Genomic DNA, 21449 nt, shown 5'->3' on the forward strand with positions numbered 1-21449 from the left:
CATCATGCCGGCGTCGGCCTCAGTTCTCGTCCTCAACTCCGGATCGTCGAGTATCAAGTTCGGCCTGTTCGATATCTCGGCGGCCGAGCCCGTCCTGCTCTGCAGCGGCCTGCTCGACGAGCACGAGGCCAAGCCCCGGCTCGTCGTGAAAAATCCGGCAGGCGAAGTCCTGTTCCAGAAGCTGAGGGAAGCGTCGGACACGGACAGCGGTCATCTGTTCGCCGACGTGCTCGGCTTCATCGAGGACCATTTTGGCAAAGGCTGCTTGCGTGCCGTCGGCCATCGCATCGTCCATGGCGGACCGGATTATTCAGGGCCAGTCGAGCTGACGGAAGAGGTCACCGCGCAGCTGGCGGCGCTGACGCCGCTGGCGCCATTGCATCAGCCCCGCTGCCTCGCGCCGGTCCGCACCATCAGAGCGATCCAACCTGCGCTGGCGCAGATCGCCTGCTTCGATACCGCCTTTCATCACCCCCTCGCGCCGCCCGCGAGCCGCTTCGCCATACCGAGGCGCTTCGAGGCGCGCGGCATCCGGCGCTACGGCTTCCATGGGCTCTCGTTCGAATATGTCGGGGGCCGTCTCGCCGGGATCGCGCCGGACCTCGCAGCCGGCCGCACGGTCATCGCACATCTCGGCAATGGCGCGAGCCTGTGCGCGCTGCGCGATGGCTGCAGCGTCGACACCACGATGGGACTGACGCCGCTCGATGGCCTCATGATGGGCACACGCTGCGGCACGATCGATCCCGGCGTGCTGCTCTATCTGCAACAGCACGACAAGATGTCGGCCGAGGCGGTGCAGCACCTGCTCTATCACGAGTCCGGCCTGCTCGGCGTGTCCGGGCTTTCCTCCGACATGCGCACGCTGCTCGCAAGCAGCCAACCCGCCGCGCGCGAGGCTATCGATCTCTTCACCTTCCGCGCAGCGCAGCAGGTCGCGGTGATGGCGAACACGCTCCAGGGACTGGATTGCCTGGTCTTCACCGGCGGCATTGGCGAGCATGCGAAGGAAATCCGCAGCGAGATCGGCAAGCGGCTCGCATGGCTCGGCGTCCGCATCGAGGCTGCGGCGAACGACGCGTCGCGCGAGCGCATCAGCACGGGCGACAGCACCGTCGGTATCTTCGTCATCCCAACGAACGAGGAGTTGATGATCGCGCGCCATTGCGCGGCGGCGCTGCAGCAGGCTCAGTGAATGCCGGTATAGATCTGGAAGCAGCCGATCGCGACCTCGATCACGATCAGCACCACCACCGCGATTTCGAGGCGGAGCGAGCGCTGGGTGTCGATGATGTCGGTGAGCGCGTTGGCGGTTTCCGACACGGCCGTGAGCTTGCGCTCGAGCGTGTCGAGGCGCTCCTTCAATTCGTACTCGTCTTCGAGACGGGCATAGAGCCGGTCGAGCTCGGGCTTCTCCCAGAGCACGTCGGGTTTCTCGGCCACCGCGACACGGCCGGCGACGCGCTGCTGGACCAGAAGCGCATTGCCGATCAGTTGCAGAATGCCCTTGCGCCGGGGCGGCGTGCGGCCCTGCTCGGCAAGCGTGCGCGCAAAGGGCTCGATCACGTCGAAGACCGCGGCGACGCGCCGCTCGTCGCGCGCGAGCGAGGTGCTCTTGGCGAGTGCGTCCGCGATCAGCAGCAGCCGGTCGTCGGAGAATTTGGCGAGGCGGATCGGGCCGCCCGGCTGGATCGCCTCACTGCTTTCGTCCTTGCAGAGCTGCGCCTGCGCGATCTCCTCCTCATGGGGGCTGAACTCGCCGATGACGCGGGGCTTCAGGCTGTCGATCAGCACCTTCTCCTCCGAAGGGAGGAGACCGATCAGGACGACGACGCCGTAGCGGAAGATCACAACGAGGCCGGCATGGACGCGAAAGGCAGCCGGCGTCGAGGAGATGGGCGGACCGATCTCGAGCCCGGAGGGATTGATGCGTTCGCCGAGCATCACGGCCCGAATCCGCAGGGTCGGCGCACCATCCGGCTTGGGAGACGCGGCCGGCACATTGACAGCAAGTTGATCGGCGTTCATTCGAAGCCTCGTCTGATTGCACGTTTTTCCTGATCCGGTGCTCGTTCTCTATCGCATCCTCGCTTTGCAGGATTGCGAACGGCCCCGGGCGGCGCGCAATATCGCGGCAAATCTCCGGATTAATACGGTCAGGACGCGTTGGGCGCCGAAACATTCGGAAATATCGCCACCCCGCGCGAGACATATTTGGATGCGATGGCTCGAGCGGTTTACCATCGAATACCGAAGCACGGCCGAAAAGTTGCACTCGGCGACGCCTCGTGTTTATGACAACATCATAACAAGCTACGCTTCTCCCGAAGTGCAGACATCGAAGCCGTAATCATGCTGAGCGTCATCATTCCGACCGAAGGCGTCGAGCAGACGGCGGTCGCAACTCTGGCCGCGCTGGTGCCCGGTGCCGCTGCGGGCATCATCCGGGAAGTGCTCCTGGTCGACGGCACCCGCAACGGCGTCATCGAGCGGGTTGCCGACGTCGCAGGCTGCCGTTTCATCGGCTTCGAGGGATCCTCGCAGGGTGCCGCGCTCGCCGCCGGCGCGCTCCAGGCCCGTTCACCCTGGCTGATGTTCCTGCCCGCAGGCGCCGTGCTGGAAACCGGCTGGATCGATGAGACCACCCAGTTCATCCAGAGCGTCTCGAGCAGCGGCAGGGACCGTGCGGCGGTATTTCGCTATGCACGCTCGCCATACGCCAATACCGGATTCCGCGACATCCTCCAGGCCGTGACGCGCAAGCTGGTCGGCCCGTTCGGCGATCAGGGACTCTTGATCGCCCGCGATCATTACGACCGGATCGGCGGGTATCCGCCCCAGGCCCGCCACTCCGAGGCGCGGCTGCTCCGGCGACTGGGCCGTTCGTCCCGGATCATGCTGCGCAGCCGGATCGTGATGATCGGCTAAGGCCACCGATACTTGCCATTGTCAAATAATTATTTGACAATGGCAAGTATCGAGGTGTCCTCATGTCATCTAACGGTACCGACGACCCCATCGCAGCGGTCCGCGCCTTCAACCGCTTCTACACCCGCAAGCTTGGCGTGCTCGACCAGCACCTTGGAAAGAGCCCGTTCTCGCTCAGCGAGGCCCGCGTGCTCTACGAGCTCGCGCAGCGAGACGACCTCGCGGCAAAGGAGATCGGCAATGAGCTTGGCCTCGACCCCGGTTATCTCAGCCGCATCGTGCAAAGCTTCGACGAAAAGGGGCTGATCACCCGCAGGCCCCTGCCCGCGGATCGCAGGCAATACCAGCTCAGCCTCACCGCAAAGGGCCGCCAGACCTTTGCCAAGCTGAACCTGGGCTCGCAAAATGAGGTCGCCGCAATGCTGGCTCAGCTTTCGGCCAGCGATGCAACGCGGCTCACGCAGGCCATGGGGACCATCGAGGCTGTGCTGGAGCAACGTCGAAGCCAGCCTGCGGCTTTCATGCTGCGCAGCCATCGCGTCGGTGACATGGGCTGGGTCATCTCCCGGCAGGCCGCCGCCTATGCCGCCGACTACAACTGGGATATCAGCTACGAGGCGCTGGTCGCCGAGATCTGCGCACAGTTCATCAAGAACTACGACGCCATGCGCGAGCACTGCTGGATCGCGGAAGTGGGGGGCGAGGCGGTCGGCTCGATATTCCTGGTCAAGGCCACCGACGAGATCGCCAAGCTGCGCCTGTTGCAGGTGGAGAAGAAAGCACGGGGGCTCGGTGTCGGCCGCGCGCTGGTCGAGCAATGCATCCAGGGCGCACGCGAGAGGGGCTACGGCAAGATGACGCTGTGGACGCAGAGTATTCTGGTGGCGGCCCGCGGCATCTACCAGAGCGCCGGCTTCAAGCTCGTGAAGGAAGAGAAGCACCACAGCTTCGGTGCAGATCTGGTGGGCGAGACCTGGGAGCGGGATCTGTAACGATTTGCGATAAGCGCGATGCGCGTGAATGCGCCCTCGCCCCTTGCGGGAGAGGGCAGCGACGCTGGTAGACGCGACCTCACTTGGGTGAGGGGTATGCCTCCGCGAACTTCGGCGCTTGCAGATAGATACCCCTCATCCGGCGCTTCGCGCCACCTTCCCCCACAAGGGGGGAAGGAAGAAAGAGCAAGCTACACCGTCGCGCCCTGCGCCTTCGGCCTTCGCAGATGCTCGTCCAGGCGCGGCATGATCTCGACGAAATTGCAGGGGCGCGTCCGGTAGTCGAGCTGGGCAGCCAAGATGCCGTCCCAGCCGTCGCGGCAGGCGCCGGGCGAACCCGGCAGGCAGAAGATGTAGGTCGCGCCAGCAACGCCTGCTGTGGCGCGGCTCTGGATCGTCGACGTGCCGATCTTGGCATGGCTCAGCAGGTGGAATGCGATCGAGAACCCGTCCATGCGCTTCTCGAACAGGGGCTCGATCGCCTCAGGCGTGACGTCCCGCCCGGTGAAGCCGGTGCCGCCGGTGGTGATGACGACGTCGATGCCGGCATCCGCGATCCAGCGGCGGATCACGGCGCGGATCGCCTCGACATCGTCGGTGACGATTTCGCGCGCGGCAAGGTGATGGCCGGCAGCGGCGAGACGGTCCGCCAGCGTCTGGCCGGATTTGTCATCGGCGAGCGCTCGCGTGTCGGAGACCGTGAGCACCGCGATGTTGAGCGGGATGAATTGTTTTGCTTCGTCGATGGAGGCCATTGGTGCTTCCTCACGTGTCCCGGACGCGATGCAGCGTCATAAGCGCGTTCACGCGCGTCTTCAACGCGCTATGGCGGTGCAGCGCATAGCCGGGACCCCACCCACTGATCTTGGGAGACCGGCGTTGTGGGCCCCGGCTCTGCAGCGCACCGCTGAAGAAGCGCTGCGCTGGGTCCGGGGCTCGAGGTCGGACAACTACTGCTGCCCGCCGCCGAACGTGTTGCAGGCCTGGACCGAGCCCTGCTGGTAGCCGGTCATGAACCATTGCTTGCGCTGCGCCGCCGAGCCGTGGGTGAAGGAATCGGGCACGACGCGGCCGGTGGCCTGGCGTTGCAGCGTGTCGTCGCCGATCGCGCTCGCCGTGGTCAGCGCAGCATCGATATCGCCCGCCTCCAGGAAATTCGGCCGCTTCTTCGCCTCGCGGTTGACCCAGACGCCGGACAGGCAGTCGGCCTGCAACTCGACCTTCACCTGCAGCGCATTGGACTCGGCCTTGCTGCCGGCCTGCTGCTGCAGCCGCGTCACGCGCGGAATGATGCCGAGCAGGTTCTGGATGTGATGGCCGGCCTCATGCGCGATGATGTAGGCGGTGGTGAAGTTACAGGCGGACTTTCCGGAGCAGCCGCGGAAGCGCGTCTCGACCTCGCGGAAGAATCCGGTGTCGAGGAAGATGGTCCTGTCGGGCGGACAATAGAACGGTCCCATCGCCGACTCTGCCCGGCCGCAGCGGCCGCCGTTGGTGACGTTGCGGAACAGCACGACCTTCGGACCGGTGTAGGACTGGCCCGAGGCCTGGAAGATCTCGCTCCAGCGGTCGTCGATCTCGCCGAGGATGCCGGAGATCATGCTGCCCATCTCGTCGGTTGGCGCGCCGCGCTTGGCAGAGGTCGACTGGCGATCGGTCTGATAGCTCGGCGCCTGGCCACCGCCGGTGAGGATCTCGGCGCCCCCGATCAGGATGCGCGGGTCGATGCCGAAGGCATAGCCGACCAGGCCGAGCACGATGATGGTGCCGATGCCGAGCCCGCCGCCGCCCATCGGCAGGCCGAACCCACCTCCGCCACCGCCCCCGCCGCCATCGTCGCGACGATCCTCGATATCGTCGCTGCGGCGGAAATCATCATAGCGCATGGCGGCTTCCCTCGGTCCTGGATGGCATCATTTGGGCGCAAGGCGCCGAAGCTCAACGCGCCACTCACGTAAAATTTCCATTGCGTTAATCAATATCCCGCTCGGCAATTATTGCCTAGTGCGACAGCATGGCAATGCCAGCAATTTTTTCCGAGGGTCGTGCATTTTTTTCCGAGGGAAATCCGGAGTCATTTTGCGCTCCGGCCGCTCCCGCAACGCGAAGGCACGCGAAATACACTGCAAAACACGGCGATTGCGCGCAACAAACCGCACATCACGCGCGATGCGAGAATTGCTCACGAAAGCGGCGGGTTAAGTCGATTTTTACTTTGCCGCTTCAATGTAACGGTCAGTCGGTTGTTTGGTCCCGCGTCGCCGACAGCGTCGCCTGAGTCAGAGTTCTTGAGTCATGGTAGAGTCGCGTCGCGGGGCGTCTGCAAGGGCGCCCCGCACAAATTTTGAGTCTCCCGCGCATCGCATCATTCTCGGCGATTGCGTCGCCGAGATGTCGAAGCTTCAGGCTGGTTCGGTCGACCTCGTGTTCGCCGATCCGCCCTACAATCTCCAACTCAAGGGCGACCTCAAGCGCCCCGACGAATCCCATGTCGATGCCGTCGACGACGACTGGGACAAGTTCGATTCGTTTTCCGCCTATGACGATTTCACCCGCGCGTGGCTGCTCGCTGCCCGCCGCGCAATGAAGCCGTCGGCGACGATCTGGGTGATCGGCTCCTATCACAACATCTTCCGCGTCGGCGCGATCATGCAGGACCTCGGCTTCTGGCTCCTGAACGACATCGTCTGGCGCAAAACCAACCCGATGCCGAATTTCCGTGGCCGCCGCTTCACCAACGCGCACGAGACCATGATCTGGGCCGCGCGCGACGAGAAGGCCAAGGGCTACACGTTCAACTACGAAGCGCTGAAGGCCGCCAACGAGGACGTGCAGGCACGGTCCGACTGGCTGATCCCGCTCTGCACCGGCGAGGAGCGTCTCAAGGGCGCCGACGGCAAGAAAGTGCATCCGACGCAGAAGCCGGAAGGCCTGCTCGCGCGCGTGCTGCTGTCGTCCTCCAAGCCCGGCGATCTCGTGATCGATCCTTTCAACGGCACCGGCACCACCGGCGCTGTCGCCAAGCGCCTCGGCCGCTCCTATATCGGGTTCGAGCGCGACAAGACCTATGCCAAGGCTGCCGAAGCGCGTATCGCCGCGGTCGAGCCGCTGCCGGAAGCAAGCCTCGCCCCGTTCATGACCGCGCGCGAGGCGCCGCGGGTGGCGTTCTCCGAGCTGATCGAGCGCGGCATGATCATGCCCGGCACGAAATTGTTCGACGCCAAGAAGAAGCTCGGCGCACTCGTGCGCGCCGACGGCGCCATCATGCTGGGAGACAAGGTCGGCTCAATCCATCGCATGGGCGCGGTCGCACAAGGCGCGCAAGCCTGCAACGGCTGGACCTTCTGGCATGTCGAGACCAAGAAGGGTCTCAAGCTGATCGACGAGCTCCGCGCCGAGATCCGTGCCGGCATGGCGGCAGGGTAGGCTTTCCGCGATCTTGCAGGGTGGGCACGGCGCTTTGCGCCTTTGCCCCGCCCTGCGGCTCCTTGAATGAAGCGACGGCCGGGACTAGATTGAGCGGGTCAGTCCCGACCGGCGGGCTCCCATGCGACGACAGTCCGAAACATTGCTGCTGGTGCCGCTGCTGCCGATCTTCCTGGTCGGCATGTTTCCGATGTTCCTGATCGCGCTATTGGGATTTTTCGGCCTCGCCTTGTTCGGCGTGCTGGTGGTCTGCGTCGGGCTCGCCGGCAGCAACGAGGCGCACGACAATTTCAATCACGACGTCATCGTTCACGGCTATGCGCGGGGATCGGAGCGCGCGGCGCGGGCTTCCGACATGCATCTGGCGGCGCGGCTCGGGCTGCGGCTGGAGGCCGTGGGCGCGGCCATGGTCATTACGGCGGCGATCGGCCTTTGTTACGCCGGCTGATCTGCGCGGCGCGCAGATACCGCCCGGCAAACTCGCCGGTTGCCCTCCCGGACAAGGTTCAGGCAAGAGAGGCCGTCGGCGGCAGTGACGCTGCGTTCGCTCTCGGCCGGCAACAATGGGGAGATGCCCGATGCTCAAGTTCTATTTCAACGGATCGCCGAACCCGACCAAGGTCGCGCTTTATCTCGAGGAGTCCGGTCTGCCCTTCGAGCCGGTCAAGATCGACACCCGCAAGGGCGAGCAGTTCACGCCGGAATTCCTGAAAATCAATCCGAACGCCAAGGTGCCTGCGATCGACGATGGCGGCACCATTGTTTTCGACAGCAACGCCATCCTGCTCTACCTCGCCGAGAAGACCGGAAAATTCCTGCCCGCGGCCGCCGTTCGCGGCGAAACGCTGTCATGGCTGATGTTCATCGCCACCGGTGTCGGGCCCTATTCGGGCCAGGCCGTGCACTTCAAGCATTTTGCGCCGAAGGACCAGAACCACGACTACGCCCATAACCGCTACCAGTACGAGACCGATCGCCACTACAAGATCCTCGACGGCCACCTTGAAGGCCGCCGCTACATGGTCGGCGATGCCTATTCGATCGTCGACATGGCGCTGTGGGGCTGGGCGCGGATGGTGCCGTTCAAGCTCGGCGACGAGGCCTTTGCGCGCTACCCGAACGTGAAGCGGCTGGTCGACGAGATCTCGGCGCGGCCGGCGGCGGCGCGTGCGATCGCGCTGAAGGACAAGTTCACCTTCAAGGCCGAGATGGACGACGAGGCCCGCGGCAACATGTTCAAGCACATGACGACCAAGGTCGCCTGATCGCACTGGATTGTTTTGGAAGGCCACGCGCATGCGCGTGGCCTTTTGCTTTTACGCGGCGTGGACCGAGCTCAGGAATTTTGCGACTTCCTGCTTCAACCGGTTGCTGTCGGCCGACAGCGAGCGCGCCGCCGACAGCACCTGCGAGGAGGCCGAACCGGTCTCGGAGGCGCCGCGCTGGACGTCACCGATGTTGGACGACACGCGCTGCGTGCCACGGGCCGCCTGCTGGACGTTGCGGGAGATCTCCTGCGTGGCCGCGCCCTGCTCTTCCACGGCGGCGGCAACCGTCGAGGAGATTTCCGACAGCCGCTCGATGGTGCCGCTGATCTCCTTGATCGAACCGACCGATTCCTCCGTCGCGGCCTGGATGCCGGAGACCTGCTGAGCGATCTCGCCGGTGGCCTTCGCGGTCTGCTCGGCGAGAGCCTTGACCTCCGAGGCCACCACGGCAAAGCCGCGGCCGGCTTCGCCCGCGCGCGCCGCCTCGATGGTGGCGTTCAGCGCCAGCAGGTTGGTCTGGCCGGCGATGGTGCTGATCAGCTCGACCACGTCACCGATGCGGGCGGCGGCCTTGGAGAGCTCGCCGACGCGCGCGTTGGTCCTGCTCGCCTGACCGACGGCTTCGCCGGCGATGCGGGCCGACTCCTGCACCTGTCGCGCGATCTCCGTCACCGATGAGGACAGCTGTTCGGTGGCCGAGGCAACGGCCTGCACGTTTGCCGTGGCTTCCTGCGATGCGGAGGCGACTTCCGTCGACAGATCCTGGGCACGCGAGGCGGTCGTGGTCAGGGTGCCGGCGGAGGCTTCGAGCTCGTTCGACGCCGACGACACGGTGTTCACGATCTCGCCGACGGCCTGCTCGAACTGGTCGGCCAGCTTGACCATGTCGGCTTTGCGCTGCCCGGCCTGCCGCGCCTCGACCTCGGTCTGCTCGTGGCGCATGCGCTCGGTCTCGACCATGTTGTCCTTGAACACCTGGATCGCCATCGCCATGTCGCCGATCTCGTCGGCCCTGCCGCGACCGGGTATTTCGACCGCGAGATTGCCGCCGGCAAGCAGTCCCATCGCCCGGGTCATCGAGGTCAGAGGACCCACGATGCTGCGGGCGATCAGCACGGCGACGAGGCCGCCGAACAAGACGGCGAGGCCGCCCGCGATCTCCTGGATCGACGTCGTTCCGGCAATCACGGCTTCGGCATTGCTGCGCGAGTCCTTATAGTCCTTCTTCAAGGTGGTTTCCGCGACCTTGAGCTTGCCGATGCTCTCGACGATGAGCGGCGCGAGGTTCTTGTGATAGATCTCGTCGGCCTGAAGCATCGCAGCGGATGTCGTCTCGAACGCGGATTTGTAGATTCCGAGCGAGGTCTTCACCGGCGTGAGCGTGGTCCGCAATTCCGTCGCCTGCGGGCTCTTTTCGATCGCCGTGAGCCGCTGCATCGCCCTGTCGACGTTGGTCCTGAAGTTCGCGGGCCCCTTGACGTCGCGCAGGGCCAGGAAACGCCAGTTCGCGATCTGGACGAGAAGCAGCCTGGATTCGAGGTCCGCGACGAGGGACGCGGTGTCTTCGTCGACGGCCGCACGCGCCGTGTCGACCAGCTTGGCCATCTTGACGGTCAGTTCGTCGCCACTCGGCAGCAGCGTCGCCTTGCCCGTTCTCGCCTCGTTGACGGCGTCACTCAGATTGTCGCGCAGGCTCCGCATCCTGGCGATGTCGCCGATGAGCCCCTCGTAAAGCTTTCGCCGCTCCTGCGACAGCGTACCCTTCGCCCCGACCTGCAACAACTCGGTAGCTGCGGTCTCCCGCTCCGCGGCCTCCTTCATCGCGGGCTCGCTGGCGTCGTAGATGTATCGCAAATTGGCGCGCTGGATGGCCTGAAGGTGGGTCGAAATCTCCAGCACCCGCGCGGTGCTGTCCGAAAGCGCCGATTGTCGCCCGACCTGATCCTGGACCTCCCGCAAATTCCAGACGGCAACCACCGCCATCACGAGACCGACCGCCACCAGGGCCATGAAGCCTGCGTACAGGCGTCCCCTGATCCGCAAACGAAACTTCGGCATTCCCACTATCCACCCAGATGCATGTCACTTCGAGCGGCCGAACGTCCGGCGATCGTCACCGGCCACCCTGGCAGCCGCGCGTCGCATCCATGCGACCCACGCTGCACCGCGGCACAATGGGGGACACTTGTTAATTGAACCTTCCAATTTTTCGCGTGCGAATGCATCCGCCCGCCGAAATCTGCTGATTTTATCGGCAGCCATGCACAGATTGCGGTGTGGCCCGCGGCGGCATGCAGGGTCCTGCATGCGTTGCCTGAAAGCATGCGTTGCCTGACGAATGGCTATTGCGCGCTCTCTCGCTGCAATTTGCCGAGCGCGTTCTCGACCACTTCCAGCGTGTACGGCTTCTGAACCACAGGCGCCGAAGCCAGCTCCACCGGAATCGGGGCGCGCTCGCCATAGCCGGTCGCGAAGATGAAGGGCACGCCGATCTCCTTGAGCTTCTGCGCCACCCGGATGCTGCTCTCGCTGCCGAGGTTGAGGTCGAGCAGAGCAAAGCTCGGGCGCATGCGCTCGATCGAGCGCAGCGCCTGGTCGACGCTCGCGGCGGTGTCGACGTGGCGGGCGCCGAGGTCGAGCAGGATGACCTCCGCCGCCATCGCGATGATCAGATTGTCCTCGACGATCAGCGCCGTGTCGGAAATCCGCGGGCGGGACGATTGCTGCTCTTCGATGCGCATGGCGGCTCCTGCGATTGATGACACGAGTTGGACGAAGTTGGGGGGAATGATGAACGTCGCTTGCACGCCCAGCAGGTCGAAGCGGATTTCGGCTTCGCCCTTGAGGTCGAACGGGACCGAGCGCTCGATGATCGTGGTCCCGAAGCCGCGCCGCGACGGCGGCTGCACCGGGGGGCCGCCGCTCTCCTTCCAGTCGATGACGAGGCTCGACGACGGATCGAGGCGCCAGGCCACCTCGACGCTGCCGGTGGAATCGGCGAGTGCGCCGTATTTGGCGGAATTGGTCATCATCTCGTGCACGACGAGGGCCAGCGTCGCGAACGCCCTGGGATCGAGCGCTACGTCGGGTCCGCCGATCTTCACCCGGTCTGCGCGCGCGCCCAGATAGGCGCCGGCCTCGGATTCGAGGAGCGAGCGCAACGCGACAGGCGCCCAGTTCAGATTGGTGATCTGGTCGTGAGCGCGGGCGAGGGCCTGGATGCGGCCGCCGAGCACGCCGGCGAACTCCTCGACGCTGGCCGCGGTGTCCTTGCTCTGCGCCACCAGAGCGCGGACGAGGCTCAGGATGTTGCGAACGCGGTGATTGAGTTCGGCGATCATCAACTCCTGCCGCTCCTGCGCGCCGCGCCGCTCGCGCGCGGCAAGATCGGACAGTTGCAGGATCACCTCGAGCAGCGTCACCCGCAGGCTCTCGGCGATACGGATGTCGGCCGACGACCACGGCTTGGACTGGCCCGCCACCGTCTCCTGCCACAGCTCGAAACTCTTGCGCGGCGTGAGGCGCGGCCCGTTCGGACCCTGGTCGTAGACCTTGTTGGGATCGCCGGCCCAATTGACGGAGCGTGTGACCTCGCGACGGAAGAAGATCAGGCAATCGCGCGGCGTGCGCGAGATCGGGATGGCGAGAAAGCCCGCCGCGCGGTCGCGAAAGGACTGGCCGGCGGCATAGACCTTGGCGATCTCGGCGCTGGCGAAGATCCGTCCCGGCGTGGTCCGGTTGATGAAGGCAACGAGTTCCTTCACCTCATCCTCGGTCGGCGTCTCGCCCTGAAGCGCAATCCTGTTGTCGGACCACACCGCCACGCCGTCGCAATCGATCATGTTCCCGTAGTCGCCGAGGAAATCGACGATCGCGCGCCGGCTGTGCTCGTGCAGGGCCGCGGTCTCGATCAGCCGCTCCTGCACCTGGTGGGCGCGTGTCTCGTAGGCGACGTCGCCCTCGCGCTCGCGACCCTCCACGATCCAGGAGAACATCTGCCCGAACAGCTCTGATGCCGTGCGCTTCTCGAACGAGATGTAGCGCGGCGAATAATGATGGCAAGCGAACAGGCCCCACAGCTTGCCGTCACGCAGGATCGACACCGACATCGAGGCGCCGACGCCCATGTTGCGCAGATATTCGATGTGGATCGGCGACACCGAGCGCAGTACGCTCATCGAGAGATCGAGCAGCGCCGCATTGTGCGTGGCCGTCGACACCAGCGCGGCCGGCTGCGCATCGATGTCCGCGATGATGCGCAGCCAGTTGCGCTGATAGAGAACGCGGGCCTGCCTCGGGATGTCCGACGCCGGATAATGCAGGCCGAGAAACCGTTCGAGCCCCGCTTCCGCAGCCTCCGCGATCACCTCGCCCGATCCGTCCGGATGAAACTGATAGACCATGACGCGGTCGAAACCGGTCAGCACCTTGAGCTGCCGCGCGGCCTCCCGAGCGAGCTCGTTCATGCCGCGCGTCTTGCGGATCCGCTCCAGCATCAGGCGCACGAGCTCGCCGGAATTGACGCCGGGCTCGATGACGCTCGGCTCGGCTTCCACGACCAGATAGGCGCCGGAAAAATGGATCGAGAGATCAAAAGGCGGCTTGCCCGACCGGAGCTCGACGCCGAACACGCGTTCGGTCGCGTCCGGCCCGCTCAGATGGTCGACGCGGCTGCGAATGGTCTCGACGGCGGCTTCCGAGATGACGCTCGACAGCGGTCGCTGCAGCAGGTCGGCGGCGTCAGTGCCGAGAAAACTCGCGACGTTGCCCGATGCCATGCAGATCGTGAAATCCGACAGCACCGTAAGCAGGAAGCCGAACGGCTGCACGCTGCCGGGAATGTGGATCGGCTCGCGATCGCAATTGGTGAGATTGACGGCCTCGTTCATGCCCGGTCTGCCGCCTGCTCGAACGCGGCGAAGGCGATGCGGGCCGCCTCGATCACTTCTTCCTGGTCGCAGGCCACCTCGCTGGCGAGCCTTGCCAGAAAGCTCTGCCAGAGCCGCTTGCCGGCGCCGTGATTGAGGTAGGCGGTGGCCTCGCCGATGCGTGGATCGCCCGCATCCGCAACCGTCTTCAGCAGGAACTTGGCCCCGAGCCGGGAGCCCTCCAGCACGTACATGGTGCCCAGCACACCACTGCGCGTCAGCGGCGGCACCGACACGGTGGATTGCACGGCGCTGCCGAGCCGCCCGAGGTCGGCCGCAATGGCGGCCCTGCGCACCCGCTCCGGCCAGTCCGGAAACATCCGGGCAACGCCGGCCTCGTCGAGCGCGGCTTCGAGCGGCAGCAGCGCGCCGGCGCTGGCTTGCAGAAAGCGGCGGTAGCCGGAAAAGACGGTGAGATCGAACGACGAAAGCTGCGCATCGAGCTCGCGGTGCGCAGCAGCCGTCTCATCTCTCAGTCGTTCGCGGAGTCCGGGAAAGCTGCGGCCCACCTGTGTCGAAACGTCCGAAGCCCCAGCCAGCATGAAATTCCCAAAACGCGCGCAAAGCCGGCGCGCGATTGCCCCGGAGCCGAAGGAACGCAGGGGGAATCCAAAGGTTCCGCCAGCTCCGGAAAAACCGGGCATAAGAAGGACGGCTCGCGCCCACTCCTCTGGCCCGCACGACCATCGCTGGCTGCGACGGACAAAATCGGCTGGCGGACGCGACGTCGTTCAATCGGGTCAGCCCGCGGCCCTCACCGTTGCCTGCGGAAAAGGACCCAGCGCCTTCTCGGTCAGGATCGAGTCGCAATACTCGCGGATCTCCTTGATCTTGCCGTCCTCAAGGCGAAACACCAGACAATAGTCGTTGTCGTAGCGGACGTCCTCGGGCGTGACGTTGTCGCCCTTGGCTTCCACCACGACGATGTCGCCGTCGGCGATGAAGCGATGGGCGACCGTGCGCGTGCGGTCGCGAAGGCGGGTGCGCACATAGCCGTGCAGATCGTTGAGGATCGCCTCCTTGCCCGCGAACGTGCGCGACCATGAATATTGACCGGTCACGACCCATTTGGCGTCGTCGGCCAGGCTTGCGGTGAACAAAGCGCGGTCGCGCACGGACGGATCGGGGCTGGCGGCAGCGGCAAAGATATCCTGCATCAGTTGCTTGTTGGCGCTCGCGCTCATGGCGGCATCTCCTTGTGGTGGCATCGCGGGGAGATCATCGCGGCGAGATGAGAATTCTTCAAATCGATAGAGGATATGATATCTATTCGCCTCATGAATTTGAATTCGCTTGACCTCAACCTCCTCACCGCACTCGACGCGCTGCTGCGCGAGGCCAATGTCAGCCGCGCCGCGTTGCGGATCGGGCTGTCGCAGCCGGCAGCGAGCCACGCGCTGCAGCGCCTGCGCGACATTTTCGGCGACCCGCTGCTGGTGCGTACCGGCGCGCGGATGGAGCTGACCCCGCGGGCACAAGCGCTGCGCACGCCGCTGGCACAGGCGCTCGACCAGGTGCGCGGGCTGTTCGTGCCGGATGATTTCGACGCCGCACGCAGCGAACGGCAATTCCGGCTGATGATGCCGGATCTCGCGGTGGAGCTGTTGATGCCGCCCTTGATGGAGAAGGTGACGCGCCTCGCACCCAACGTCCGCATCGACGTCGTGCCTTGGCGGGGACCGGCCATCTTCCACGCCGAGTTCGCCCGCACCATCGACCTCGTGATCTCGATCGGCAACGCCTTCAAGGGGTTTCACCGCCAATTGCTCTGCACCGACGGCGATGCACTGGCGGTGCGGCGCGGCCATCCCATGGGCGCGAAGCTGAAGCGGCGCGAAACCTTCCTGGCCGCGCGCCATGTCGGCGTGATCATCCGTGGCCAGCCCGAGGATCTGATCGACACCTGGCTGCGCAGCAAGGGCATCGAGCGGCACATTTCGCTGGTGGTGTCGGGCTATCTGGAGGCGCTGCACGTCGCCGCCCGCACCGACCTCGTCGCCTTCGTGCCGCGCCGGCTGATCGCGGCGCTGTCGAAGCAGCTCGGCCTCGTCACGGTGACGCCGCCGCTCGACCCCGGCATCGACGAGCAGTTCATGTTCCATCCGACCCGCGCGCAGATGGACCCCGGCTCGATCTGGCTGCGGCGGCTGATGCTGGAAACAGGACGGGAGCTGGAGAAGAAGGGGCGTGCTGGGTAGGACGCAGCTTCAAAGCAAATGGTGTCGTCCCGGGTCTGCGCTTACGCTTGCCCGGGACGACAGGGGAATATGCGGCCGCGCTCTTACGCCTTCTGGGCGTCCATCACCTTGCGCACGGCGGGGCGCTCGGACATGCGCTTGAAATGATCGGCGATCTTTGGTGTCGCGTTGATGTCGACGCTGTCGCCTTCGAGCCAGTGCGAGATCGTATGGAGATAGGGATCGCAAATCGTGAACTGATCGCCCATCACCCACGGTCCCTTGAACATCTTCTGCTCGATCAAGGAGAAGGAGGCGCCCATGGTCTTCGGGATCATCGCCTTCATGTCGGCGAACGAGCTCTCTTGCGTCGCCCAGCGCGCGCCACGCATCTTGTGCGCATGGTTGATGTGCACGGTCGAGCAGAGATAGGAGTTGAACGATTGCACCTGGGCGAAGTCGAAGGGATCGTCGAGCGGCGCGAGTTTCGCCTTGGGGAAGGTCTGCGCGATATAGGCCAGCATCGCCGGCGTCTCGGTGAGGACGCCACGGTCGGTCACCAGGGCCGGCACGCGGCCCTTCGGGTTGATCGCGAGATAGTCCGGGCTGGTCTGCTGGTTGTCCTTGAAGCTGAGCCGTTCAGCCGTGTAGTCGGCGCCGGCCTCCTCCAGGGCCATGTAGGTGGCGAGCGCGCAGGTGCCGGTGGCGTAGTAGAGCTTGAGCATGTCGGACCTCATGGGAAAATTGGAAACTAACGGCTGCGGGCCTTCAGGTCCATAGCACGACATTCTCTTCGCAGTTGCCCACATCCGCCCGCCTGTGCCAAGACGCTCGCGGTCGGAGGGGTTTTGTCATGACGGTACTCATCGCCGGTGGCGGCATCGGCGGGCTGACGCTTGCGCTCAGCCTGCACGGAATCGGCGTTCCCGTAAAAGTGTTCGAGAGCGTCGCCGAGCTGAGGCCGCTCGGCGTCGGCATCAACGTGCTGCCGCACGCGGTGCGCGAGCTGATCGAGCTCGGGCTGATGGACAAGCTCGACGCCAGCGGCGTGCGCACCCGGGAGCTCGCCTACTTCTCCAAGCGCGGCAAGCCGATCTGGAGCGAGCCGCGCGGGCTGGAGGCCGGTTATAAATGGCCGCAGTTTTCGATCCATCGCGGCACGCTCCAGCAACTCCTGCTCGACGCCGCAGTCGAACGCCTCGGCCGCGACAACATCCTGACCAGCCATCATCTGACCGGCTGGAGCGAAACCGCTGACGGCGTGCGCGCCGATTTCATCGACAGGGCGACCGGCAAGGCCGCCGGGACCTACGACGGCACCATCCTGATCGCGGCCGACGGCATCCATTCCGCCGCGCGCGAAAAACTCTATCCCAACGAAGGCCCACCGATCTGGAACGGCCGCATCCTCTGGCGCGGCGTCACGCCGGCAAAGGCGTTCCTTACCGGCCGCACCATGATCATGGCCGGGCATGAGATCCTGAAATTCGTCTGCTACCCGATTTCGAAGCAGCCGGATGCGGCGGGCAATCATCTGATCAACTGGGTCGCCGAGCGCCACATGCCCCCGACCTATCAATGGCGTCGCGAGGACTATAACCGCACCGCGCGGCTGGAGGAGTTTCTGCCCTGGTTCGAGAGCTGGCAGTTCGACTGGCTCGATGTGCCCGGCCTGATCAAGAACTGCCCGCACGCCTATGAATATCCGCTGGTCGACCGCGATCCGGTGTCGCAATGGACCTTTGGGCGCGTCACGCTGATGGGCGATGCCGCACATCCGATGTATCCGATCGGCTCCAACGGCGCGTCCCAGGCGATCCTCGATGCCCGCACCATCACCCGCGAGATCCTGACGCACGGGCCGACGCAGGCCGCCCTGCTTGCGTATGAGGCCGAGCGGCGCCCGGCGACCACGGACCTCGTGCTGCTCAACCGCAAGAACGGGCCTGAGCAGGTGATGCAGCTCGTCGAGGAGCGCGCGCCCGACGGCTTCGAGGTCGTCACCGACGTGCTGTCGCAGAAGGAGCTGGAAGACATCGCTGCCAACTACAAGCGCGTCGCCGGCTTCCAGGTCGAGGCGCTGAATGCGAAGCCTGCGATCGTGAGCGCGGGTGCGAAGCGGGCGGGCGGTTGAGCAAGCCGCCCGTCGAGCCGCGGGGTCCTCTTCACCTCTCCCCGTAAGAACGGGGCGAGGGAGCGAGAGACCGGTGCTCGCCTCACCGCACCACCCTCGCCGCTTCGAGCAATCGCTCGGTGGCGCTTGCCGTCGCCAGCAGAGTCCCGTCTTCCGCCGTCAGCCTGGCCTCGACGAACGCAATCGTCTTGCCGAGCTGCGTCACCCTGGCCTCGCCGATGATCGGTCCGGGCTTTGCGGGGGCCAGGAAATTCACGGTCATGCTGATGGTGGTGGTGTAGAGTCGGCCCTCGCTCATCACCAGCACGGCGGGGCCCATCGTGTCGTCGAGCATGGCCGAGAGCATGCCGCCCTGGATGAATCCGGCCGGATTGCAGAACTCCGGCTTGCCGTCGAAGGCGAGCTTGATCCAGCCTTCCTGGGGGCGGGCATCGAGCAGGCGCCATCCGAGCAGCTCGGCGCAGGGTGGCCTTGGAAAGTTGTCGAGCGCGGTCTTGACCATGCAAACCTCCGGTGCGGCCAACCAATAGATCAGGCCTGCTGACACCATGGTGGCAGCAGCGCCACGCCGCATCGCTCCAGGGAACTACGGAAAATTGCACGGATTCAAGGCATTCCGCACCCCGTTAAGCACACTTCAACCAAGCGTTTTCACGACCGATTCAATACGATCCAATTGGCCTATCCGCCGGTAAGCGGTTGGAAGTTACCTCATGGGACAAGCGGCGGCGAAACCGGAGCCTTCCATGAGAGCCCTTTTGCAGCGGGCAGCAGATCGCCTGCACGCGATCGAAGATCGACTGACCGTTCGGACGCAGATCGCTGCGGCCCTCGCCGCGATGTCCATCGTGCTGGTGGGCACGCTCGCCGCCGGCGCAGCTCTCATCAGCTACAAGCACACTGCCTCCCTTATCGAGAGCAACCTTGCCGGGATCGCGTCCAGCACCTCCGCCCGGCTCGACCGCTTCATGGCGACGCGGCAGCAGGAGATGAAGCTGTTCGCGGAGCTCGAGCCGATGCAGCGGCTGTGGCAGGGGAATCCCGATGAATTGCGCAGCGCGCTCGAGGCGCTCCAGCACTCCTTCGATTTCACCTGGATCGGGTTTGCCGATCTCGACGGCAACGTCGTGGCCTCAACCGGCGGCCTGCTGCAAGGCAAATCCGTGGCCGCCCGCCCCTGGTTCAAGCAAGGTCTCGAGAGAATTGCCGTTGGCGACGTGCACGAGGCCATGCTGTTGGCCTCGCTGCTGACGCAGCGCGCCAACAACGAGCCTTATCGCTTCGTCGACATCGCCGTTCCCGTACGTGACGCCTCCGGCCGGCTGCTCGGCGTGCTCGGCGGGCATCTGGACTGGAATTGGGCCAGCAATTTGATCAAGGACGTCGAAGCCAATGACGGCAACACCGACACCCGGCTCTCGATCCTGAGCAAGGGCGGAATGGTCCTGGTCGGGCCTCGACAGGAAACCATCCGTTATGGCGGCGACGAGCTTACCGGCATTTTGAAGGCCCGCGACGGCACCTTCCGCGAAACGACGGAGGGACGGCAGACCCTGACGGCGTTCCACGTCGGCAGCGGCTATCGCGATTATCAGGGGCTGAACTGGATCGTCACCGCGAGCCAGCCGGCGAGCGTAGCGCTGGCGACGGCGATCTCGTCGGCGCAGACGATCCTGGCGATCGGCGTCGTCACCGCCGTGATTGCGCTGTCGCTGGCCATGCTGGTCTCGCGCCGGATCGCCGCCCCGATCATCGCCATCACGCAGGAAGCGGACCGCATCGGGCGCGCACACGGTCCGACCATGCTGGCGCGGCAGAGCGGTTCTGCCGAAGTCGTCCAGCTCTCGCGCGCCCTGCGCTCGCTGCTGCGCCGCATCGGCCTTGCCGAGGAGCGCACCAAGGAGGCCGAATTGCGCGCGACCGAGAACGCGATGCAGCTCCAGGAAGACCTGCTGAAGCTGCGCCAGCTCGCCGACACCGATTTCATGACCGGCCTGATGAACCGCCGCTCGTTCCTGGCCGTCGCCGACGACGCGGTGGCGTTCTGTCGCCGCTACAAGCGCAACATGGCGACCTTGATGATCGACATCGATCATTTCAAGAAGATCAACGACAGCCATGGCCACGCCGCCGGCGACGACGCGATCAAGAGCATCGCCGAGATCATCAGCCAGTCGATCCGGACCACCGACAAGGCGGCCCGCTTCGGCGGCGAGGAGTTCGTGGTGCTCTTGCGCGAGATCGACCAGGAGACCGCCGTGCTGCTGGCCGATCGCATCAGGACGTCGATCGAGAGCGCGACGGTGCGCCATGGCGACACCGTCATCCCCGTCACCGTGTCCGTCGGGCTCGCGCTGTTCGACGAGAGCGACCGCGACGTCCAGGACGTCATCGAGCGCGCCGATCAGGGCCTCTATGTCGCCAAGAAAACGGGGCGCAACCGCATCTTCCTGATGCCGGCGGAAGACGAGCGCGCCGCGCGCGCCGCCTGACGATTTTCAGCCCAGCGCGTGCGCGATCACCTTGCGCATGACGTTGGGCAGCGCTTCGCCGGCAAGGGTCGCGACCGGCACCCAGCGCATGCCTTCCGGCGCGCGCGTGCGCGCCTCGGCCCTCGCCCTGTAGACCACCAGCTCCAGCGGAAAATGCGTGAAGACGTGGGTGACCACGCCCACCTTGCGCTGCCAGCGCGACAGCCCCTTCAGCGCGGGCGCCTGCCGTTTTGCCCGGGCGTCGTCTTGGCCGGCCAGCCAGTCCGAACCCGGCACTTCGGTCATGCCGCCGAGCAGGCCTTTTTCGGGCCTTGAGCGGACGAGCAACTCGTCGCCGCGCGTCACGACGAAGGCGGCGCCGCGCCGCAGCGTCCCGCTTTTCTTCGGCGCCTTGCGCGGAAAGGTCTCCTGCGTTCCCTGTGCGAGCGCCGTGCAGTCCTCGTTCAACGGGCACAGCGAGCAGGCCGGCTTCTTCGGCGTGCAGATCGAGGCGCCGAGATCCATCAATGCCTGCGCGCTGTCGCCGGCGCGAGAGTCGCCAAGCAGAGTTGCCGCCAATTGCTGGATCCGCGGCTTTGCCTGCGGCAATTCCTCCTCGACCGCGAACAGGCGCGACACCACCCGCTCGATATTGCCGTCGACCGGCATGGTGCGGCGGTCGAAGGCAATCGCCGCGATCGCCGCCGCCGTGTAGGGCCCGATCCCCGGCAGCGCGCGCAGGCCTTCCTCGGTATCGGGAAACACGCCGCCGTGCTCGCGCGTCACAGCGACCGCGCAGGCATAAAGGTTTCGCGCGCGAGAGTAATAGCCGAGCCCGGCCCACATCCGCAGCACGTCGTCCTGCGAGGCCCGCCCCAGCGCCGCGACATCCGGCCAGCGCGCGACGAATTTTTCGAAGTAAGGGCCGACCGCCTTCACCGTGGTCTGCTGGAGCATGATCTCCGACAGCCAGACTCGATACGCGTCCGAGGCCTCCCCGGGCGCGGCGCGCCAGGGCAACCGGCGGCGGTGGCGGTCGTACCATTGGAGGAGCGCCTGCGGGCGTGCCGTGCTCCCCGGCTGAGGAGGTTCCGATTTTGCCTTCAGGGCGGCTTTGGGGCTCAT

At 65.4% G+C, this 21449-nt stretch carries 19 protein-coding genes; 9 read left to right on the top strand and 10 right to left on the bottom strand.

Translation table 11 applies throughout. From position 1 onward, the window contains the following. The first annotated feature begins 4 nt into the window (after positions 1-4). Positions 5-1195, top strand: coding sequence for an acetate/propionate family kinase (locus JQ572_RS31815; RefSeq protein ID WP_211386788.1), 1191 nt, complete (start codon positions 5-7; stop codon positions 1193-1195). Here JQ572_RS31815 and JQ572_RS31820 read toward each other — a convergent pair. Further along, positions 1189-2028, bottom strand: coding sequence for an RMD1 family protein (locus tag JQ572_RS31820; protein ID WP_211386789.1), 840 nt, complete (start codon positions 2026-2028; stop codon positions 1189-1191). The two genes, JQ572_RS31815 and JQ572_RS31820, sit on opposite strands and share 7 nt — an antisense overlap. 324 nt (positions 2029-2352) lie before the next feature. On the opposite strand from JQ572_RS31820, the gene JQ572_RS31825 reads away from it, so the two are divergent. Then, positions 2353-2928 carry a glycosyltransferase family protein gene (locus JQ572_RS31825; RefSeq protein ID WP_211386790.1) on the top strand — a complete coding sequence of 192 codons (576 nt, stop codon included), beginning with the start codon at positions 2353-2355 and terminating at the stop codon, positions 2926-2928. A gap of 62 nt (positions 2929-2990) precedes the next feature. Further along, positions 2991-3920 (top strand): bifunctional helix-turn-helix transcriptional regulator/GNAT family N-acetyltransferase, encoded by a 930-nt coding sequence (locus JQ572_RS31830; RefSeq protein ID WP_211386791.1) that lies wholly within the window; start codon positions 2991-2993, stop codon positions 3918-3920. A gap of 191 nt (positions 3921-4111) precedes the next feature. Here JQ572_RS31830 and moaB read toward each other — a convergent pair whose 3' ends face one another. Together moaB and ypfJ are read right to left on the bottom strand one after the other, a co-directional pair. Next, positions 4112-4675: a molybdenum cofactor biosynthesis protein B gene (gene moaB, locus JQ572_RS31835; protein ID WP_211386792.1), complete on the bottom strand. Its 564-nt coding sequence runs from the start codon at positions 4673-4675 to the stop codon at positions 4112-4114. A gap of 195 nt (positions 4676-4870) precedes the next feature. Beyond that, positions 4871-5806 (bottom strand): KPN_02809 family neutral zinc metallopeptidase, encoded by a 936-nt coding sequence (ypfJ, locus tag JQ572_RS31840; RefSeq protein WP_211386793.1) that lies wholly within the window; start codon positions 5804-5806, stop codon positions 4871-4873. Between the two features lie 409 nt (positions 5807-6215). Here ypfJ and JQ572_RS31845 point away from each other — a divergent pair, with 409 nt between their 5' ends. From JQ572_RS31845 to JQ572_RS31855, 3 genes are all read left to right on the top strand, one after another. After that, positions 6216-7346 (top strand): site-specific DNA-methyltransferase, encoded by a 1131-nt coding sequence (locus JQ572_RS31845; RefSeq protein ID WP_283814105.1) that lies wholly within the window; start codon positions 6216-6218, stop codon positions 7344-7346. A 121-nt stretch (positions 7347-7467) separates the two neighbouring features. After that, on the top strand, positions 7468-7794 hold the full coding sequence (locus tag JQ572_RS31850; RefSeq protein ID WP_211386795.1) for a hypothetical protein: 327 nt from the start codon (positions 7468-7470) through the stop codon (positions 7792-7794). 130 nt (positions 7795-7924) lie between these two features. After that, positions 7925-8611: a glutathione S-transferase family protein gene (locus JQ572_RS31855; protein WP_211386796.1), complete on the top strand. Its 687-nt coding sequence runs from the start codon at positions 7925-7927 to the stop codon at positions 8609-8611. A gap of 51 nt (positions 8612-8662) precedes the next feature. Here the strand turns inward: JQ572_RS31855 and JQ572_RS31860 are convergent, their stop codons facing one another. The 4 genes from JQ572_RS31860 to JQ572_RS31875 all read right to left on the bottom strand — a co-directional run bounded on the left by JQ572_RS31860 (position 8663) and on the right by JQ572_RS31875 (position 14726). Further along, positions 8663-10672, bottom strand: coding sequence for a methyl-accepting chemotaxis protein (locus tag JQ572_RS31860; RefSeq protein ID WP_211386797.1), 2010 nt, complete (start codon positions 10670-10672; stop codon positions 8663-8665). Between the two features lie 284 nt (positions 10673-10956). Beyond that, complete coding sequence (locus JQ572_RS31865) at positions 10957-13503, bottom strand: HWE histidine kinase domain-containing protein (RefSeq protein WP_211386798.1); 2547 nt, start codon at positions 13501-13503, stop codon at positions 10957-10959. After that, complete coding sequence (locus JQ572_RS31870) at positions 13500-14084, bottom strand: biliverdin-producing heme oxygenase (RefSeq protein ID WP_211386799.1); 585 nt, start codon at positions 14082-14084, stop codon at positions 13500-13502. Before JQ572_RS31870 ends, JQ572_RS31865 begins: the two co-directional genes overlap by 4 nt. A gap of 198 nt (positions 14085-14282) precedes the next feature. Beyond that, on the bottom strand, positions 14283-14726 hold the full coding sequence (locus JQ572_RS31875; RefSeq protein WP_211386800.1) for a nuclear transport factor 2 family protein: 444 nt from the start codon (positions 14724-14726) through the stop codon (positions 14283-14285). Positions 14727-14819: 93 nt separating this feature from the next. Between JQ572_RS31875 and JQ572_RS31880 the strand changes: the two genes are divergently transcribed. Continuing rightward, positions 14820-15740: a LysR family transcriptional regulator gene (locus JQ572_RS31880; protein ID WP_211386801.1), complete on the top strand. Its 921-nt coding sequence runs from the start codon at positions 14820-14822 to the stop codon at positions 15738-15740. A gap of 83 nt (positions 15741-15823) precedes the next feature. On the opposite strand, the gene JQ572_RS31885 is transcribed toward JQ572_RS31880, so the two are convergent. Then, positions 15824-16444 (bottom strand): glutathione S-transferase family protein, encoded by a 621-nt coding sequence (locus JQ572_RS31885; RefSeq protein ID WP_211386802.1) that lies wholly within the window; start codon positions 16442-16444, stop codon positions 15824-15826. Between the two features lie 128 nt (positions 16445-16572). Between JQ572_RS31885 and JQ572_RS31890 the strand changes: the two genes are divergently transcribed. Next, positions 16573-17853: a flavin-dependent oxidoreductase gene (locus JQ572_RS31890; RefSeq protein ID WP_211386803.1), complete on the top strand. Its 1281-nt coding sequence runs from the start codon at positions 16573-16575 to the stop codon at positions 17851-17853. Between the two features lie 82 nt (positions 17854-17935). Here JQ572_RS31890 and JQ572_RS31895 read toward each other — a convergent pair whose 3' ends face one another. Further along, entirely contained in the window at positions 17936-18355 is a 420-nt protein-coding gene (locus JQ572_RS31895) for a PaaI family thioesterase (RefSeq protein WP_211386804.1), read from the bottom strand. 244 nt (positions 18356-18599) lie between these two features. Between JQ572_RS31895 and JQ572_RS31900 the strand changes: the two genes are divergently transcribed. Next, complete coding sequence (locus JQ572_RS31900) at positions 18600-20345, top strand: sensor domain-containing diguanylate cyclase (RefSeq protein ID WP_211386805.1); 1746 nt, start codon at positions 18600-18602, stop codon at positions 20343-20345. Positions 20346-20351: 6 nt separating this feature from the next. Here the strand turns inward: JQ572_RS31900 and mutY are convergent, their stop codons facing one another. Continuing rightward, the gene (mutY, locus tag JQ572_RS31905; RefSeq protein WP_211386806.1) at positions 20352-21449 is read right to left on the bottom strand and encodes an A/G-specific adenine glycosylase; all 1098 of its coding nucleotides are present in this window, start codon (positions 21447-21449) and stop codon (positions 20352-20354) included.

Origin of the sequence: Bradyrhizobium sp. SZCCT0153, from assembly GCF_018129995.1 — a bacterium.
GTDB lineage: Bacteria > Pseudomonadota > Alphaproteobacteria > Rhizobiales > Xanthobacteraceae > Bradyrhizobium > Bradyrhizobium japonicum_G.